We start from the raw sequence: 18,322 nt of genomic DNA, 5'->3' as shown, positions 1-18,322 counted from the left end.
TCCTCTCAACAGGTCCTGTATATACTATACGACGAAACCGGCCCGTTGTCAACCCCCCCTAACGCACCCCACGCGGTTTTCTTTGGAAAACCGCGTGGGGACCAAAGAAAGAGCAGTCAGAAGCCCGCCCGGACGGCCTCAACGGTGGATCATTGGGTTGAACGTGCAAGCTTTTCAGGAGGATGGGCTTTCGGCTTCCCGGATTTTTTTCTTCACCCGGAACAGGGCGTCGCGGAAGCGGGCCGCCCGCTCAAAGTCCCAGAGATCGGCCGCTTCCCGCATTCTGCGCTCCAGTTCCTCCACCAGGGCATAGGGGGGAAGGCTGCGCTCCAGCATCTGGATTTCTTCCTCCACCCCCTGGTCTTCCCGGGTGAACACCTTTTCATCCGCCACCCGGGTGAGTTTCAAAATCTCGTCCACAGACTTCCGGATGGTTCGGGGGGTGATGCCGTGAACCCGGTTGTATTCCATCTGGAGTTTGCGCCGCCGTTCGGTTTCTTCGATGGCTTTTCGCATGGCTTCGGTGATCTCGTCCGCATACAGAATCACTTTCCCCGCAGCGTTCCGGGCAGCCCGCCCGGCCATCTGGATGAGGGAGCGCTCAGACCGGAGGAACCCCGTTTTGTCCGCATCCAGGATCATCACCAGCGAAACTTCGGGAAGGTCCAGCCCCTCCCGCAGGAGGTTCACCCCCACCAGCACGTCAAATTCCCCCAGACGGAGATCCCGGAGGAGTTTCACCCGCTCAATGGCGTCCAGCTCGGAGTGGAGATATTTTGCCCGCACGCCATACCGGGTGAGGTGCAGGGCCAGATCCTCGGCCATCCGCTTGGTCAGGGTGGTGATCAGAACCCGCTCCCCCCGTTCGATCCGGCGGTGCACCTCCGCAAGGATATCGTCCATCTGATGCTCGGTTGGACGAACCTCAATCTCCGGATCCACCAGTCCCGTGGGCCGGATGATCTGCTCCACCACCCGCGAGGATTTTTCCAGTTCATAAGGCCCCGGTGTGGCCGAAACGAAAAGGACCTGCCGGAAAAACTCGGCTTCCAGCTCCTCAAACTTCAGAGGACGGTTGTCCAGGGCGGAAGGCAGGCGAAACCCGAACTCCACCAGGGTTTCTTTGCGGGCCCTGTCTCCCCGATACATCCCTGCAAGCTGAGGGATGGTCACGTGGGACTCGTCGATCACCAGAAGGAAGTCCTCCGGGAAATAATCGAGAAGGCAGAAAGGCCTTGAGCCGGGAGGCCGTCCGGAAAGGTGGCGGGAATAGTTCTCAATGCCCCGGCACGTTCCGGTGGTCCGGAGCATCTCCAGATCCATCCGGGTGCGCTGTTCCAGGCGCTGGGCTTCCAGGAATTTCCCCTGGGCGCGGAGTTCTTTCAGGCGTTCCTCCAGTTCGGCTTCAATGGAAGCAATGGCCCGCTGGAGTTTTTCCTCGGACGTGAGCCAGTGGCCTGCGGGATACAGGGCATACCGGGTGCGCTCCTCCAGCACCTCCCGGGTGGTGGCATCCCGCAGGGTGATTCGCTCGACTGTGTCCCCCCAGAACTCCACCCGCACCACAAACTCCTCATAGGCCGGCACCACCTCCACCACATCCCCCCGAACCCGGAAGGTGCCCCGTTCAGGGGCCACGTCGTTCCGGGTGTATTGCATGTCCACCAGGCGTCGGAGAAAGGCGTCCCGGTCCAGTTCCATGCCCCGTTCGATCAGGAAGAAGAACTTCCGGGTTTCCTCCGGGTCTCCCAGGCCATAGATGGCGGAGACGCTGGCCACCACGATCACGTCGTCTCGCTCCAGGAGACTTGCTGTGGTTCGAAGGCGCAGACGCTCGATGTCCTCGTTGATGTCGGCTTCTTTTTCGATGTAGGTGTCGGTTTCGGGGACATAGGCTTCGGGCTGGTAATAGTCGTAATAGCTGATGAAGTATTCCACGGCGTTGTCGGGGAAATACTCTTTGAGTTCGGCAAAAAGCTGAGCGGCCAGGGTTTTGTTGTGGGAGAGAACCAGGGCAGGTTTGCCGAGTTCGGCAATCACATTGGCCACGGTGAAGGTTTTGCCGCTTCCCGTGACGCCCAGGAGGGTGACGAACCGCTCCCCGCTCCGGAAGGCTTCCACGATCTCCCGGATGGCCTTCGGCTGGTCCCCGGCCGGGGGATACGGGGCTTTGAGTTTGAACACGGCCATTACGGTCGGCTCACCTCCTGTCCTCTCACAGCACCTTCCGGCAAACCCGTGAATTCATGAACAAATCCAACGCCTGGAACATTCGCTTGCGGTGAATGTGACTCGGCTCTGAAAGGTATTTTGAAGTTTGCCTAACCACCGATACCATGGGACCGGGACGGCATCACAGAAAAGCGGGGAAATAGACGAATCATATACGGAATCCCGCAGCGAACATCAGTACACCACCCCCCCGATTGCACTGAAGCGGGGGTCAGCGTTCCACTTCCACCTGATCTTCCACCACGAAGGCGTCGGTGTAACCCCACACGGTGCGGATGCGGTCCCGCATGGCCTCCGCCGCGGCCCGATCCCGGAAATTGCCCACACGGACCTTGAAGAGGGTGAGCCCCCGGGCGGGATCGTATTCCTCCACCACATAGGCTTTCACCCCCCACTGGGCCACGATGCCGTCCCGGAACGCCTCGGCCTTGTCCCGATACATGGACGCAAACACCTGGACCCGGAAGCCGGGAACTTTCATCCCCCGGGGTTCAGGAGGCGGGGCCGGCTCGGCAGGGGGCGGGGGCGTCGCCGGGGCCTCAGGAGAAGGCTGAGCAGGGGTTTCATCAAACGTGATCACGGGTTCTTCCTGAACCGTGACCGTCTCCACCTGGATGGTGTCCAGCACCGTCAGGGTTTCCGCCGGCACTTCGGCGGTTTCCTCCTGCACCGTCTGACGGGGAGCACAGGCCACCGCTCCCAGCAACAAAAGCCCAAGCGCGCGTCTCATCTCAGTGATCCCAGTTGTATTTTTTCCGGAACCGTTCCAGACGACCGCCGCGCTCGGCGAAGATCTGCCGGATTTCACCGGTATAGAAGGGGTGACACTTGGAGCACACCTCCACCTCCACGGAGGCCACCACCGACCCGGTGACGATCTCGTTCCCGCATGCGCAGCGGATCACAGCTTTCGGCTCATATTTTGGATGAATGCCCTTCTTCATGTCTCGCCTCCTTGTTGGCTCAATTATACGCACCCCTGTGAGAACCTTCAAATTCCTGGGGGCCTGCATGAAGGTTCCCGCGTGCTTCTGTATTATACTGCCCGATGAAACGGCAAAAAGGTTTCACCCTTGTTGAGATCCTGGTGGTGGTGGCCATTGTGGCCATTCTCGCGGCCATCGCTTTACCCATGTTTTCCCGGCAGCGTCAAAGCGCGTATCGGGGAGCGGTCCGAAGTGACGTTCGCAACGCGGTGAGCGCCATCGCCCATTTTCAATCCCTCTATGGCGAGCTTCCCACCGCCATGCAGCCCAACCCCTGTGGACCCGGTCCGGCATCCTGCTCCCTCACGAACGGGATCCGGACGGAGTCGAACATCGTTCAGGTCAGTCGGGACGTGACCCTGGAAGTCCAGTTTCTCCCCTGCCCCAGAGGTCCCGCGGGATTTGTGGTTCGGGGGAGACATGCTCATCTCGGCGGCTATCTCGCAGAATACGATGGATGCACCGGAACCTACCGGGGTTTTTGAAGTTCCCTCCGGAATTGTGTATACTATCCCCATGCCGCGGACAGGAGGGTTTGTGCGTCCATGAGCTTTCCCGCGCCCCGGGTGGAGTCTGAACGGTTTCCCCTGCCTTCTCCAGGAATCTGGCGCCTGGCCCATGGGCTGGGGGACCTGGCCAACTGGACCCTGGCGAGTCTGGTGGCCCAGATGGTGTTTCCGGGCTGGTCCCTGCCCCTCCTGTGGGGAGCGGTGCTTGGGGTTTCCTATCTGGCGGCAGGACTCTTTCGCCATCCGCCCCTTCAGGAAGTGTCGGAACTCCGGCGGATGTTCTTCATTCACCTTCTCTCCTGGGTGATCACCGGTTTTCTCCTCTCCATCCCCTTTCACCGCGCCCTTCCTCTTTTTCCCATCCTGGTGGGGTCTGCCTTCACGGGTTTTGTGATCCGGGACTTCGTTCGCCATTTTCTCGGGTTTAACGCGGTGTATCAGTTTCTCCGGGTCCAGGGGCCTTTTCACCGCTCGGACGTTCAGACCTGGCCCTACCGTTTCCTCAAACGCCCCCTGGACTGGATCCTGGCCCTCATTTTTCTCCTGTTTTCTCTCCCCGTCATCGCCCTGGCCGCCCTGGTTGTGTTCCTGATGGATCGTCACGGACCCTTCTTCGGCCACGTCCGGGAAGGGCTCCACGGAAAACCCTTCCGGGTCTGGAAAATCCGCACCATGTATGTGGATGCGGAGCGAAGGCTTTTTGATTATCTCAAACGCTTTCCCCATCTCCGTGCGGAGTGGGAGCAGTTTCAGAAAATCAAAGATGACCCACGCATTCTTCCCGTTGTGGGGAAAATCCTGCGCAAAACCAGCATCGACGAACTTCCCCAGTTCTGGAATGTCCTCCGGGGCGAAATGTCCCTGGTGGGGCCCCGTCCCCTCCCGGATTATCACCTGGACCGCTATTCTCCCGTGATCCGGCGCCTCCGTCAGCGGGCCCTTCCGGGCATCACGGGGCTCTGGCAGGTTCTCGTCCGCAGCGACGGGGACGTGATGATGCAGCAGCTTCTGGATGCCTATTACGTGCAGCACTGGTCCATGTGGCTGGATGTGTATATTCTTCTCAAAACCTTTCGGGTCGTGATCACCGGAAAAGGAGCGTACTGATGAAGTGGAGCTGGCTTCTTCTCCTTCCCTCCCTGCTGGCTGCCCAGGACTTCCGTCCCGCCCCTCCGGAAGAAGGGGGCGGCATCCAGATCCGGATCTCGGTGATGGGAGAGGTGAAACGGCCAGGAACCTTCTGGATCAAGGACGGTGGAACCCTTCTGGATGCGCTGGCCATGGCCGGCGGTCCCACCGACCGTGCCAACCTCAAGGCCATTCGCATCGCCCACACCGAATCCCGAACCCACGAGGTGATCAATCTGGAAAGGGTGCTCTTCGGCCAGGACACCCTCCGGCCCCTGGAACCCGGCGACGTGATTCTGGTTCCCACCATCGGCACCGTCCGCCTCCAGCGCATCGTGTCCATCTTGCGGGACCTTTCCCTGGCCGTGGTCTCGGCCGTGAACCTCTGGCAGCTCTTCAGCACGGCCACCCAGTAAGATGCGGATTCTTCTTACGGGCGCTGCGGGTTTTGTGGGGAGTCATCTGGCCGAGCGCCTTCTTCAGGAAGGCCACACGGTTATCGGGGTGGACAACTTTCTCACCGGGCGCCGGGAAAACCTGGACCCCCTTCAGGCGTATCCGACCTTTGAATTCCTTGAGCATGACGTGGTGGAGCCCCTCCCGGTGGAGGGAGAACTGGACTGGATCCTTCACCTGGCAAGCCCTGCCAGTCCCCCCCGGTATCTGGAAAAACCCCTGGAAACCCTGCGGGTGAACGCCGAAGGAACCCGCCATCTCCTGGAGCTGGCTCGCCGAACCGGTGCGTCCTTTCTCCTTGCGTCCACAAGCGAGGTGTATGGGGATCCTCTGGTCCATCCCCAGCCGGAAGATTACTGGGGTAATGTCAACCCCGTGGGGGTGCGGAGCGTCTATGATGAGGCGAAACGCTATGCCGAAGCCCTCACCATGGCCTATCACCGGATGTTCGGCCTGTCCACCCGGATCTGCCGAATTTTCAACACGTACGGTCCCCGGATGGACCCCTATGACGGCCGGGTGGTGAGCACCTTCATCCGTCAGGCTCTGCTGGGAGAAGATCTCACCGTGCACGGTGACGGGTCCCAGACCCGGAGTTTTCAGTATGTGGAGGATCTGGTGGAGGGGATTCGCCGGCTGATGGATGTGGACTACGCCTATCCCGTGAATCTTGGAAATCCGGAAGAATACACCATTCTGGATCTTGCCCGCAAAATTCTGGAACTCACAGGATCCTCTGCCCGGATCCAGTTTGTGGATCCCATGGAAGACGACCCCCGCCGTCGTCGGCCGGACATCTCCCGGGCCCGCCAGATTCTCGCGTGGTCTCCCAGGGTTCCGCTGGAAGAGGGCCTTCGAAAGACCATCCGGTATTTCGAAAAGATCCTGGTCTCCCCCTGAATCCCGTGATCCACCGCCTGGAACGCCTCGCCCGGGACGCCGGGTTTGTGGCCGTGGGTGTGGCTCCCGCCGTGCCGGCTCCCTCCCGCAAGGTCTTTTTTCGCTGGCTGGAGAAGGGCTATGCAGCCGATATGAACTGGCTCGCCCGAACCGCCCATCTCCGCGTGAATCCAGAGGAACTTCTCCCGGGTGCCCGATCGGTGGTGGTTTTTCTTGCCCCCTACAGCCCGTTTTCCGGTGGAGGCATCGCCCACTACGCCCGGTATCAGGATTACCACAACGTGCTTCACCGGCGTCTTCGCCGGGTGTGGAGGCTGTTCCTCGAGGAAGCCGGACTGTCCGCGCGCTCCCGCTTTTTCGTGGATTCGGGTCCCCTTCTGGAACGGGATTACGCGACCCTGGCCGGCCTGGGATTCATCGGGAAAAACACCCTTCTCATTCATCCTCGATGGGGAAGCTACACCCTGATCGCCGCCATTCTCACCGACTTGGAACTCCCTTCTTCCCCCCGCCCCCGATGGTGGCACCTCAACCGGAAGGGATGGGCCGACCAGAACCCGGAAGGCACCGAAGACCCGGAACGCGTGTTCACGCTGTGCGGCTCCTGCACCCGGTGCCTGGAGGCATGCCCCACCGGAGCCCTCCGGGAACCCGGCGTTCTGGACGCACGGCTGTGCATCAGCTATCAGACCATCGAAAACCGGACCGATCCCGTTCCGGAGGTCCTGCGGGATCGTATGGCGGGTTATCTGTTTGGCTGTGATATCTGTCAGGACGTGTGCCCCTGGAACCAGAACATCCTTTCCGAAAAGGTTCGTCCGGAGACTCCCCTGAAGCTCAGGATTCCGGACGTTCCCTCCCTTGAAGAAGCGTCCAGCATGGAGGAAAAAACGTTCCGGACCCGCTTTGCGGGCACGCCCCTGCGAAGAATCCGGGCAGAAATCTTACGGCGAAATGCCGCCCTGGCTTGGCTGGATCGTGTTCGCCGCGTTCCCCGGGATCGGGACCGTGCCCTTGCCTTTCTGCGTGCCCGCCTCAGGGAGGAGCCCTCCCCGCTGGTGCGGGAACATCTGGAATGGGTGGTGAAGCGCGTTTCTTCCCTGTGACGACCTGACCGGTGAGAATGAATCCCCCAAAACCACCGGAGGTCGTGTACAATGGAACATTTCACGCAGGATTTCGATCCTTACGCGCAGACGGCTTCAATCCGACGAAGGGGCATGGGAGAGATCCTCCAGCACCCTGTTCACCATGTCCCATGCGGCACGGGGACGGGCAAGCTTTCGCATGCCCGCCCGGAGGCGCTCCCGGTAATCCCGATCCTGAAGGTGCCGGATCCAGGTCCGGATGCGCCGGGGATGGAGGTCCTTCTCCTCCATCATCTCTCCGGCCCCCATGCGCACCACCTCCAGCGCATTCGCCACCTGATGGTTGTCCGCCGCAAACGGAAAGGGAACGAACAGCGAGGGAATCTCAAACGTCATGAGTTCGGCAATGGATCCGCCCCCCGCCCGGGAAATCACACCGTCCACCGCCGTGTAAAACCGTCCCATATCCTCCTCAAAGGGAACGAGCACCGCCCGGGTCCCGCCAAAGCGCTCTTCCACCCACGGAAAGAGTTTTTCTCCCGTGATAACAAGAGGGATCGCCGGAACATCCTTCTGAACCAGCACCGGGAGGGTTTTCTCCATGAGCCCCCGGGCCCCCTGACTTCCTCCAAAGATGCCCACCACCAGGCTGTTTTCCGGAAGGCCATAGAACCGGCGTGCGGCTTCCCGGGTCCATCCTTCCCTTGAAGCAAAGAGCTCCGGACGAATGGGATTCCCCACCCACTCGCCTTTCCGGGGATACCGGGAAAGACTGCCGGGAAAGGAGAGAAAAACCCGCCGGGCAAAGGGCGCAAAGAGGCGGGTGACCCTTCCAGGCAGGACGTTCTGTTCGTGGAGATACAGGGGTTTCCGGGCCAGGAGCGCACCGAGAAGGGCCGGAAAGGAGGCATAGCTTCCGAAGGCGAGGACCGCATCCGCATCCGCCAGGCGTCTTCGCCATTCTCCCGCAAGTGAGAGGATCCGGGGAAGGGACCGAAACGCCCGGTGGACCGGACGCAGACGGGGGGCCTCATACACCACCGCATCGCCCCAGTCCCGCTCAAGGTGGGGACTTCCGATCCCCACCACCACGTCCACCCCCACCTCTCTGGCCGCATGGGCCACGGCAAGGGCGGGGAAAATGTGCCCGCCGGTCCCTCCGGTCAGGAGTGCGATTCGGCGAGGCCTTTCCAGAGAATCCCCAGACACCATGCGCTCACCACCAGGTTGGAGCCTCCCCGGCTCACAAAAGGCAGCACCTGTCCCGTGGGGGGAAGAAGCCCCAGATTTACGCCGATATGGACCAACGCCTGAAGCACCAGGACCATGCCCGCGCCATACACCAGGAGCTTCTCATCGTCAAAAAGCCGGCGGGACTGAAGGGCCTGATAGGTTGCCCACAGCAAAGCGAGAAAGGCCAGGATCACCAGGGTCATCCCCACCACACCCATTTCCTCCCCGATCACGGCAAAGATAAAGTCGTTGTGGGCCTGGGGGATCTCAAACTTGAGAAGACCCCGACCGGGTCCCTTGCCCAGCAGTCCTCCTTCGTGGATGGCAGCCAGCGCCATCTGCACCTGTTCCGGCAGTTCCCCCGACACCAGACTTTCCACCCGCCGGGCGGCATGGGGAAAGAGTTTGATCATCCCCACAAACCCTGCCATTCCCAGGGGGGCGAAGAGAAAAAGGGCCCACACCGGACCCGCAAGCACCACATAGGCGAAAAACACGAGCCACAGGAAGCCGATGGTGGAGATGTTGGGCTGAAGGGCAATGAGAAAGGACAGAAGTCCCAGCACGACGAGAGGTGGAATCCAGGCCGAAAAACTGCGGGTGGGATCCTCTTCAAGTTCTGAGAGATACCGGGAAAGGTACATCACCCAGAACACCTTGGCAAGTTCCGCCGGCTGAAATCCGAAAATCCACCGGCGGGCTCCCCCCACCTCTTTTCCGAAAAAGGGCACCAGCACAAGAAGCACCAGGGTCACCACCGCGATGATCCGGTAATAGGGGATTCGCTGGATCCAGCCGGGGTCGGTGGAAACGTAATCCGGGTGGATCCAGGCCCGCAGGTCCACCCACTGAACCCAGATAAACACCCCCAGGGCAAGGAGGATCCGCAGACCGTATTTGAGAAACTCCGGGGGGAAGAGCCGGGTGATTTCGATGGTTTCGGCATACACCATGGCGGAGTAGTATTCCACCACCCCCACGAGAAGGAGAAACATCACCGCAAGCGCAAGGACCACCGGCGGATTAAGCGAGGGACCGTACGATCTCACGGAAGACCTCCCCCCGATGGGCATAGTTGCGAAAGGCGTCAAAACTCGCACAGCCTGGCGAAAAGAGGACCCAGTCTCCGGGCTGGGAAACCCGAAGGGCGGTCTGGACCGCTTCTTCAAGACTTGAGACCCGCGTCAGGGGCACCGTCCCTTCCAGTTCCCGGGCGATCTCCTCACCGGATACACCGAACACCACCAGGTGACGAACCGACCGACGAACTGTATCCGCCAGCCCCCGAAAAGACAGCCCCTTGTTGAGCCCTCCCAGAAGAAGCACCACCGGCCGTTCGGCTTCCTGGAGGGCCGCCTCCACCGCATGGGGGTTGGTTGCCTTGGAATCGTTGATCCAGAGCCGTCCCCGAATCTCCCCCAGGGCTTCCATCCGGTGAGGGAGTCCCTCAAAGGACACGATACGACCGTGAAGCCGCTCCACCGACAGACCGAGCAGTGTGCCCACCAGCAGAACCACCCGCACCGCAGTATCAAACACCCGGAAAGGCGAGAAGCGGGGCAGGGTCCCGGACCGGTGAAGGTTGCCCACCTGAATCTCATACCGGTCCCCTTCCTGCACGATCCCGGGGATTCCGTCCAGAAACAGGCGTTTGCCTCTGCCCGGACGTCGTTCCTCCCACGCCCGGGGGAGAACCGCCCATTCCTCCGGCGTCTGATCCCGGAACATCCGGAGCTTGTCCTGGACATAGAGATCCTGGGAGGGATACCAGTCTCCGTGATCCTCGCCGATGTTGAGAAGAACGCCGATGGTGGGCCGGAAGAGGCGCGTAGAATGAAGCTGAAAACTGGAGAGTTCCAGGACCCGCAGCCCCCGGGAAAAAAGGGAATCTCCCAGAGGGTTTCCGATGTTGCCCCAGGCGGACACCTGAAGCACGTGGGAAAGCAGGGCCACGGTGGTGGTTTTCCCGTTGGTTCCCGTGACGGCGACCGTTGGTCCAGTCCAGGTGGGTGCCACCACGTCCAGCTCTCCAATCCGGGGCATGGGCAGGGAGCGCAGGGGATACCGGAAGGGCGAAATCCCCGGACTGGGAAGGATCCAGTCGGCCTCGTGGAGAAGGGGGCCGTGTCCGCCCGTCTCCACCCGGGGCCCCACGAGATCACAGCCTGGGCGCAACTCCGAGAGGTACACCCGCGCGCCCAGGGTGTTCAGGGCACGGAAGATGGAACGCCCCGCCTGCCCGCAGCCCGTCACCGCCACCCGTTCACCCGTCCAGCGCATCTCACGCGCTCTGATGGAGATACACCACCCGCTGGGGGAACGGGATCTCAATCCCTTCCCGATCAAAGGCTTCCTTGATGGCCTGGGCGATCTGGGTTTTCGCATCCAGAAAGTTCACCCGCTCCACCCACGCCCACACCTCAAAGTTGATGGAAGAATCCGCGAACTCCGTGAGCATCACCCGGGGTGCCGGATCCGCAAGCACCATGGGATGTTCCGAAAGAACCCGGTAGAGGACCTCCTGAACTTTTTTCAGGTCTGCATCATAGGCCACGCCCACCTGGAGGGCGAGCCGGCGAATGTCAAAGTGGGTGAAGTTCCGGATGACGCTCCCCAGGACTGTTTCGTTGGGAATCCGGACCAGGAGGTTGTCCGGGGTGCGCAGCCTGGTGGACAGAAGATCGATGGCGGCAACCGTGCCAATGGTTCCCCCAATATCCACGAAATCGCCGATTTCAAAGGGACGGTCGAAGAGGATGAAGAGACCTGAAATCAGGTTCGACACGGATTTCTGGGCGGCAAAACCGATGGCCACCGAAAAGAGCCCCAGACCTGCAAACAGCGTTCCGGGGTTGACGCCGAACAGCACAAGCACCCCCAGAAACCAGAGGAGCCAGACGCCATAGGCGGAGAACCGGGTGATGACCGCGGTGGTGTGGCGTCCGAGCTGGGGTTCCAGCTGACGCAACCACCGCCGGTGAAAGCGCCGCAAATAGATGCGTACGGCCAGAAGAAGGGCAAGGGCTCCAAGGAGTTTCAGGCCAAATCCGAGGATCGCCTCCCGGTTGGCTTCCACGGTCTTCAGCGCAGTCTGGAACAATGCGGACGCCCATTCCATGGTTGGCCTCCTCAATTTCCAAAGGGATCAAAGGGACGGAGAAGCTGCTTCCAGCGGGAGAGCGTCCTCCGGGCCAGCCGATCCAGGCCATGGAGCTGGGCACTTTCAAGCCCCTTCCGGATCTCCCGGAGTCCCCGGTCCGGCGGTCGGTCCGTGTACCGGATTTCCATCCGCTCCTCCGTCACAATCACGTCCACCACTTCCGTAAACCGGACGCCCTCCTCGTTCTCATAGATGGAAAGCTGGGGCGTGTCCACAAGAAGATGGCGAAGATCGTGGGAGGTCTGGTCCTCGGATCGGATGGAAAGGGGGAGGAGCACGGTAAACCGATCTGCGGGAGCAGACGAGGGATCTTCCACAATCTGGGCGGAAACGGCATAGACGAGCACACCGCTCTCCATGTCCCCAAACCAGGCACGCTTCAATTTTGGAGGAAGAATCTCGTATACAGGCACAGACGAACCGTTCTCAAGGAGGACCACTTCCACGCCCACGGGCAGGGTCACAAAAATCTCCGCCCGTCCTCTGGGGGCAAGGGCGATGGGCGGATCAAACATGAGGAGGGCCGGACGATCCAGATATGCAGGCATCAGCTGGATACGGGCCCGGTCCCCTTCCACGGCAATGATCTTCACCGAATCGTCCAGGGCAAACCGGAAGACCCCTTCCCCCACCGGTGTGATCTCGAGTTCCCGATCCCCCAGGGGAACGCGGACAGGGTCCTGGAAAAGCTCAAGCTCCATAGCGTTTGAGCCGCCCTGCGTTGGCAAGCATGAGGGGGAGAATGGCCGGAGCGCCCATCACTCCAAGGCTTCCCTGACGGCATACCTTCTCATAAAAGGCTTCCACGCCGTCGTGGCCGCTGAAGGGGCCGTGGAGGAGAAGGGGCACGGGATGCCAGGAATGGGATCGATAGAGGGCCGGCGTGGCGTGATCCCCTGTAACCACCAGAACGGTGGGGTTGAGTTTCAGAATCGTGGGTAACGCGGCATCCAGCCGTTCAATCGCTTTAACCTTGCCCGCGAAATCTCCATCCTCTCCTTTCTTGTCGGTTTCCTTGAAATGAATGAAGAAAAAGTCAAAGCTCTCCCACGCCTGCTGGAGCTTTTCCAGCGCTTCGTCAAAACTTTCCACGTGGGGAACGGTCATGCCCACCAGTTTGGCCAGGCCGCGGTACATGGGATAATAGGCAAGCCCCATCGCCTTGAGTCCCCACCGCTCCTCAAAGGAGGGGATGGAAGGAAGGGAAGCCGCACCCCGGAACACCACACCGTTGGCCTTCTCCCCGGCAAGCACCTCCCGGGCTTTTTCCATCACGGCCTGGATCACCCGGGCCGCCTTTTCCCCCGCGGGAGACGTGGGCTGGGCCTCCAGTGGCGGGACGCCCTCTCGTCCCGGATCCGTGTCCGACACGTTATCGGACACATCGGTCCCCCGCAGGATCAGAACGAACCGGTGCTCTTTGCCCGGCACCCAGACGAGTTCCACGTCTTCCACGGAAGGAATCTCGTTCTTGAGCCGGAGGAGGAGGGGACGGGCCTCGTCATCCGAAATCCTGCCCGCCCGACGATCCACCACGTTCCCGGAAGCATCCAGGGTGACGAAGTTCCCCCGGAGGGCCACATCGCCGGGCTCCAGCGGTGCATCCAGGCCCAGCGCCTCCAGGATTCCCCGGCCCAGACGGTATTCGAAGGGATCATATCCGAAAAGGGCCAGATGGGCAGGACCGCTCCCGGGCGTGAGGCCGGGTGAAAGGGGCAGGTGAAGCCCCAGGGCCGAACGGGCAGCCAGACGATCCAGATGGGGGGTGTGGGCGTATTCCAGTTCGGTCTTGTGTTCAAACTCAGGATGGGGCAACCCTCCCAGGCCATCGGCCACCAGGAGGACCAGTTTGGTGTTGTTCCGGACCACCAGGTCCTGATAAACCATGACTCACTCCTTGGTTTCGGCTTCTTTTTCCCGGAGTTCCCGACGCAGGACTTTCCCCACAAAGGTTTTGGGGAGTTCATCCCGAAATTCAATCTCATGGGGGATTTTGTATTTCGCCAGATGCTGGGCAAGGAACTCCCGGATCTCCTCCTCCGTGGCGGTCGCCCCTTCCTTGAGCACGATGAACGCCTTGGGCACTTCACCGTAGAACTCATGGGGCACGCCCACCACCGCCGCCTCTTTCACCTTGGGATGCTGATAAAGGACCTCCTCCACTTCCCGGGGATACACGTTGTAGCCCCCCACGATGATCATATCTTTCTTGCGGTCCACGATATAGAAATACCCGTCTTTGTCCATCCGGGCGATGTCCCCCGTATAGAGCCAGCCGTTCCGCAGGGTTTTCGCGGTTTCCTCCGGCCGGTTCCAGTATCCGAGCATCACCTGAGGTCCCTTCACCACCAGTTCCCCTTCTTCCCCTGGAGGAAGCACGTCCTCCCCCTTCTCCATATCCACGATGGCCGCCAGGGTGTCGGGGAAGGGGATGCCCACCGATCCGGGTTTGTTGAGGCCATACACCGGATTGCTGTGGGTGACGGGAGAGGCTTCCGAAAGACCGTAGCCCTCAATCAGCTTGGCGCCCGTGAGGCGCTCAAAATCCTCCTTCACCTTCACCGGAAGAGGCGCCGAACCGGAAAGGCACACCCGCACGGACGAGAGGTCGTATTTTTTCACGTCGGGATGGTTGAGGATGGCAATGTACATGGCCGGCACGCCGGGAAAGAAGGCCACTTTGTAGCGTTCCAGATCCCGTATCACATCTTTCACGTGGAACTGGGGATGGATGATCAGGCGGCTGGCAGTGGCGATGGCAAAGTTCAGGGCGACGCTCATCCCGTACACGTGGAAAAAGGGAATCACCGCAAGCAGGCTATCCTCCCCATACCGCACATCTTCCGACCAGGCGATGATCTGATAGGTATTCACCACCAGATTGAAGTGAGAAAGCATCACCGCCTTGGGTTTTCCGGTGGTCCCTCCCGTATACTGAAACAGCGCCACATCTTCCCTCGGATGGATGGAGGGTGCTCGCCAGTCCGGCTCGGTTTTGAGGAGCTCTTCAAAATGGAAAATGCCCGGGCGGTCGGGAACCTTCACCGAGCGCCCCTCTTTGCGAAGCTTCAGGGGGAAAAGCATGTTGTAGGGGAAGCCCATTTCGCTCTGGAGTCTGGCCACCACGATGCCGTCCAGAAGGCCCTCCTCCAGGAGAGGTTCCAGTTTGGGATAGAGAAAATCCAGGGTGATGGCATAGCGGGCGCCGGAATCCTCCACCTCATACCGGAGTTCGTCAGACGTGTAGAGGGGGTTTCCCTGAACCGCAATGCCCCCGGCTTTGAGAATGGCATAGAAGGACATGACAAACTGGGGAGAATTGGGAAGCACCAGCAGAACCCGATCTCCCTTCTGGATCTTCAGGGTTTTCTGGAACGCCGTGGCCAGGGCCTCCACCCGCTCAAAGAGTTCCTCATAGGTCAGGGTTTTCCTGAAAAAGAGCGTGGCCGGACGGTGGGGAAACCGAGCCCGGGCATCGTCCAGAAGAAAATAGAGGGGCACCTCAGGATAGCGAATATGGGCGGGAACGTTCTTCCCATAAAACGTCAACCACGGGCGCTCCCCTTTCTTCTCATATTCATCCAGTCGCATAAGCCAACCTCCTTAAGCCAGCCTCCGCTTTATCTATAGGTCCATCCTCACGAACCTTCAAGGTCCTCCTCGGAGAGTCCCCACCGGCGAAGCAAACTCCGGGCGATCACCCGGATCATCATTTCGGTGGTTCCGGCACCGATTTCCATGAGTTTGGCATCCCGCATCAGACGCTCCAGGGGATATTCCCGGGTGTAACCATAGCCCCCCAGGACCTGAATGCCGTCCAGAGCTCTGCGGGTGGCCTGTTCCGCGGCAAAGATCTTGATGGTTGCGGCCGGGAAGCGCCAGTCTTCCTCGGGATGGTATTCCCGGGCCGCAAGATACAGGTAGGTGCGGGCAAGTTCCAGATCCACAAAGGTCCGGGCAATTTTCTCCTGGACGAGCTGAAAGGCACCGATGGGGCGGCCGTATTGCTTGCGCACCGAGGCATGTTCCAGCATCCATTCCAGCACTTCCTGGAGAATCCCGACGGAAATGGCCACAATGGTCATCCGCTCCACGTTGAACCCGTGCATCACCTGATAAAACCCGCGGTTCAGCGTTCCGAGCACGTTTTCTTCGGGCACAAACACGCCGTCGAAATACAGGGCGGAGGTGGGAGACCCCCGCATGCCCATCTTTTCAAAGTTCTTGGAAACGCTGAACCCCTCCGTCGGGACCTCCACAAGGAAGGCGGTGATGCCCCGGTGTCCTGCATCGGGATCCGTTTTGGCATACACCACCAGGAGGCTGGCCTCCGAACCGTTGGTGATAAACACCTTGCTGCCGTAAAGCCTCCAGCCCCCCTTCACCTTTTCCGCCCGGGTCTGGATGGCCGCCGCGTCCGAACCGGCATTGGGTTCGGTGTAGGCGGTGCCTCCGATCCATTCGCCCGACGCGAGTTTCGGAAGATACCTGGATTTCTGTTCGGGCGTGCCGTATCTCGTGATGGGAACACCCGCGAGGATGGTGTGGGCCAGCAGAGAAAGAGACAGGGCGGGACTGGCCCGCCCTATCTCTTCGAACGCGATCACGGTGGCCAGGAGATCTTCCCCAAACCCCCCGTATTCCTCCGGAATCATGAGACCGGTGAGCCCCAGGTCCGCCATCCCCCGGAACAGTTCCCGGGGAAAGTGATCCCGTTCGTCCATTTCGGCCGCCACGGGGCGGACCTTCTCGTCCACGAACTTGCGGACCGTTTCCCGGAGGATCCGGTGTTCCTCCAATTCCAGGGTGTGGGCAAGGGAGGTCTTCATCCCCCGGCCCTCTCCTTCAGGCGCTTCGTGAGTTCGGGAACCACCCGGAAGAGATCGTCCACCACGCCGAAGTCGGCGAGTTTGAAGATGGGGGCTTCGGGGTCCTTGTTGATGGCCACGATATACTTGGACGTGCGCATGCCGGCGAGATGCTGGAGGGCACCGCTGATCCCCACGGCGATGTAAAGTTCAGGAGACACCACCTTTCCGGTCTGACCCACCTGGTGGGAGTGGGGCATCCATCCCGCGTCCACCGCAGCACGGGAGGCACCCACGGCAACTTTTTTGCCCGTGAGCTTCGTGAGCACGTCCGCAAGTTCATAGAGGAGTTTGAAGTTTTCGGGTCCACCCATACCGCGGCCCCCGGAAACGATGTAATCGGCTTCCGCCACATCCACCTCGCCCTTCTCCTTCTCTTTGATCTCCACCACCTCCAGCCGCAGGGCTTCATCGGGGAGGTCCACCTGAATCACCTCCACCGGAGCCTCGCCCCCTTTCTCGTCCGCCCCGAAGGCTTTGGGACGGTGAGAAAAGATGAGCACGGGGGCTTCCAGACGGAAGGTGCCGATCACCTTGCCGGCATACAGGGGTTTCTTCGCCACGAGGGCCGAACCGTCAAAGGAAAGGTCAACGATGTCCGTGAGCATGGGGGACGAAAGTCCCGCTGCCACAAAAGGCGCCACTTCTTTCCCGGGCTTGGTGGCGGGGAACACCACCGCCTTCAACTCTTTGCCTTCCAGCGCCTTCAGCACGGCATGGGCCCGGGCCTGAGCGGCGTATTCCACCCGCTCATCCTCCACAAAGATCACCCGGTCCGCGCCGAACTTTCCAAGGTGTTCAAGGTTCTCCGGTTTTTTCCCGGCACCCACTGCCACCACCTCGCCCCCCAGGGCCTCCTTCACCCGTGCCGCCACCGAAACGGTTTCAAACGCCACGTCTTTCAGGACGCCGTCAAGGGTTTCCACAAAGGCCACAATCATGGTCCACCTCCTCAGATGAGACCCTTTTCCTCAAGAAACTGGATGAGTTCTTCCACGTTCTGGGGGAATTCGCTCGTGGTCACCCGGCCGGCTTCCCGGGGTGGGGGCATCTCCAGTCCTGTCCGCTGGATGGATGGAGCGGGCACGTCGATGCTGATCACCTCAATGGGCTTGCGTTTGGCCTGCATGATGCCCCGGAGGTTGGGCAGGCGGGGTTCATATCTTGCCCGATCAAAGGCCACCACTGCCGGAAGGGGAAGGGCCAGCTTCTCCTCGCCCCGGTCCGTCTCCCGCTCCACCAGGACCCGTTCGCCCTCCACGTCCATGTCCACCGCATAACTCACCGCCGGCCATCCCAGAAAGGATGCGAGATAGAAAGGCACCTGGGACGAGGCGTCGTCCACCGCCTCTTTCCCGGCAAGGATCAGGGAAAAGCTCTGATCCTTCAACCACGCGTGGATGGCCCGGGCGGTGGCCCATCCGTCCAGGAGCTCAAAGTTCTCCGCATCGATCCGGAACGCGCGGTCGGCACCTTTAGCGAGGGCGGTTCGCAGAATTTCTTCGGCACCGGCGTCGCCCAGTGTGAGCACCGAGATCCCGCTCACCTTCCCGGCTTCCTTGAGACGGAGGGCGGCCTCCAGGGCATACTCGTCGTAGGGACTCATCACATAGGTGATCCCCGTCCGGTCAATGTCCGAACCATCCGACGTGACCTTCAGGGGGATTCCCGTGTCGGGGACTTTCTTTAAGAGCACAAGAACTTCCATCCTGCGCCTCCTTGCTCGAATGCTATGACCCAGAAAGAAAGGGATATGAGACTT

General features: G+C 60.7%; 18 protein-coding genes. 5 read left to right on the top strand and 13 right to left on the bottom strand.

Annotated elements, in window-relative coordinates:
* Positions 1–174 precede the first annotated feature (174 nt).
* The 3 genes from uvrB to rpmE all read right to left on the bottom strand — a co-directional run bounded on the left by uvrB (position 175) and on the right by rpmE (position 3,176).
* Positions 175–2,190, bottom strand: coding sequence for an excinuclease ABC subunit UvrB (gene uvrB / locus AC6HU3_RS01020; protein WP_497473953.1), 2,016 nt, complete (start codon positions 2,188–2,190; stop codon positions 175–177).
* A gap of 253 nt (positions 2,191–2,443) precedes the next feature.
* Positions 2,444–2,962 (bottom strand): SPOR domain-containing protein, encoded by a 519-nt coding sequence (locus AC6HU3_RS01015; RefSeq protein ID WP_497473952.1) that lies wholly within the window; start codon positions 2,960–2,962, stop codon positions 2,444–2,446.
* 1 nt (position 2,963) lies between these two features.
* Positions 2,964–3,176, bottom strand: a complete 213-nt coding sequence (gene rpmE / locus AC6HU3_RS01010) for a 50S ribosomal protein L31 (protein WP_497473951.1) — start codon at positions 3,174–3,176, stop codon at positions 2,964–2,966.
* 104 nt (positions 3,177–3,280) lie between these two features.
* On the opposite strand from rpmE, the gene AC6HU3_RS01005 reads away from it, so the two are divergent.
* The 5 genes from AC6HU3_RS01005 to AC6HU3_RS00985 are packed head-to-tail and all read left to right on the top strand — an operon-like array spanning position 3,281 to position 7,317.
* A complete protein-coding gene (locus tag AC6HU3_RS01005; protein WP_497473950.1) occupies positions 3,281–3,703 on the top strand; it encodes a type II secretion system protein in 423 nt (140 codons plus the stop codon).
* A gap of 60 nt (positions 3,704–3,763) precedes the next feature.
* Positions 3,764–4,834, top strand: a complete 1,071-nt coding sequence (locus AC6HU3_RS01000; protein ID WP_497473949.1) for a sugar transferase — start codon at positions 3,764–3,766, stop codon at positions 4,832–4,834.
* Positions 4,834–5,271 (top strand): polysaccharide biosynthesis/export family protein, encoded by a 438-nt coding sequence (locus tag AC6HU3_RS00995; protein WP_497473948.1) that lies wholly within the window; start codon positions 4,834–4,836, stop codon positions 5,269–5,271. Before AC6HU3_RS01000 ends, AC6HU3_RS00995 begins: the two co-directional genes overlap by 1 nt.
* A gap of 1 nt (position 5,272) precedes the next feature.
* A complete protein-coding gene (locus AC6HU3_RS00990) occupies positions 5,273–6,211 on the top strand; it encodes a UDP-glucuronic acid decarboxylase family protein (RefSeq protein ID WP_497473947.1) in 939 nt (312 codons plus the stop codon).
* A 5-nt stretch (positions 6,212–6,216) separates the two neighbouring features.
* Positions 6,217–7,317, top strand: coding sequence for an epoxyqueuosine reductase (locus tag AC6HU3_RS00985; protein ID WP_497473946.1), 1,101 nt, complete (start codon positions 6,217–6,219; stop codon positions 7,315–7,317).
* A 96-nt stretch (positions 7,318–7,413) separates the two neighbouring features.
* Here AC6HU3_RS00985 and AC6HU3_RS00980 read toward each other — a convergent pair whose 3' ends face one another.
* The 10 genes from AC6HU3_RS00980 to AC6HU3_RS00935 are packed head-to-tail and all read right to left on the bottom strand — an operon-like array spanning position 7,414 to position 18,268.
* The gene (locus AC6HU3_RS00980; RefSeq protein ID WP_497473945.1) at positions 7,414–8,511 is read right to left on the bottom strand and encodes a UDP-N-acetylglucosamine--N-acetylmuramyl-(pentapeptide) pyrophosphoryl-undecaprenol N-acetylglucosamine transferase; all 1,098 of its coding nucleotides are present in this window, start codon (positions 8,509–8,511) and stop codon (positions 7,414–7,416) included.
* Positions 8,463–9,581, bottom strand: coding sequence for an FtsW/RodA/SpoVE family cell cycle protein (locus AC6HU3_RS00975; RefSeq protein WP_497473944.1), 1,119 nt, complete (start codon positions 9,579–9,581; stop codon positions 8,463–8,465). Before AC6HU3_RS00975 ends, AC6HU3_RS00980 begins: the two co-directional genes overlap by 49 nt.
* Positions 9,556–10,812 carry a UDP-N-acetylmuramoyl-L-alanine--D-glutamate ligase gene (murD, locus tag AC6HU3_RS00970; protein ID WP_497473943.1) on the bottom strand — a complete coding sequence of 419 codons (1,257 nt, stop codon included), beginning with the start codon at positions 10,810–10,812 and terminating at the stop codon, positions 9,556–9,558. The genes AC6HU3_RS00975 and murD overlap by 26 nt, the downstream gene beginning before the upstream one ends.
* A gap of 1 nt (position 10,813) precedes the next feature.
* The gene (locus tag AC6HU3_RS00965) at positions 10,814–11,650 is read right to left on the bottom strand and encodes a mechanosensitive ion channel family protein (protein ID WP_497473942.1); all 837 of its coding nucleotides are present in this window, start codon (positions 11,648–11,650) and stop codon (positions 10,814–10,816) included.
* 11 nt (positions 11,651–11,661) lie between these two features.
* Complete coding sequence (locus AC6HU3_RS00960) at positions 11,662–12,393, bottom strand: DUF432 domain-containing protein (protein WP_497473941.1); 732 nt, start codon at positions 12,391–12,393, stop codon at positions 11,662–11,664.
* Complete coding sequence (locus tag AC6HU3_RS00955) at positions 12,383–13,579, bottom strand: 2,3-bisphosphoglycerate-independent phosphoglycerate mutase (RefSeq protein ID WP_497473940.1); 1,197 nt, start codon at positions 13,577–13,579, stop codon at positions 12,383–12,385. Before AC6HU3_RS00955 ends, AC6HU3_RS00960 begins: the two co-directional genes overlap by 11 nt.
* A gap of 3 nt (positions 13,580–13,582) precedes the next feature.
* Entirely contained in the window at positions 13,583–15,283 is a 1,701-nt protein-coding gene (locus AC6HU3_RS00950; protein WP_497473939.1) for a long-chain-fatty-acid--CoA ligase, read from the bottom strand.
* A 47-nt stretch (positions 15,284–15,330) separates the two neighbouring features.
* Positions 15,331–16,521: an acyl-CoA dehydrogenase family protein gene (locus tag AC6HU3_RS00945; protein ID WP_497473938.1), complete on the bottom strand. Its 1,191-nt coding sequence runs from the start codon at positions 16,519–16,521 to the stop codon at positions 15,331–15,333.
* Complete coding sequence (locus tag AC6HU3_RS00940) at positions 16,518–17,501, bottom strand: electron transfer flavoprotein subunit alpha/FixB family protein (RefSeq protein WP_497473937.1); 984 nt, start codon at positions 17,499–17,501, stop codon at positions 16,518–16,520. Before AC6HU3_RS00940 ends, AC6HU3_RS00945 begins: the two co-directional genes overlap by 4 nt.
* An 11-nt stretch (positions 17,502–17,512) precedes the next feature.
* Complete coding sequence (locus tag AC6HU3_RS00935) at positions 17,513–18,268, bottom strand: electron transfer flavoprotein subunit beta/FixA family protein (RefSeq protein WP_497473936.1); 756 nt, start codon at positions 18,266–18,268, stop codon at positions 17,513–17,515.
* Between the last annotated feature and the right edge of the window lie 54 nt (positions 18,269–18,322).

Source organism: Caldifarcimen microaerophilum (assembly GCF_055387105.1).
Note: the sequence above shows the minus strand (reverse complement) of the source record. Positions and strands in the feature narration are given on the sequence as shown.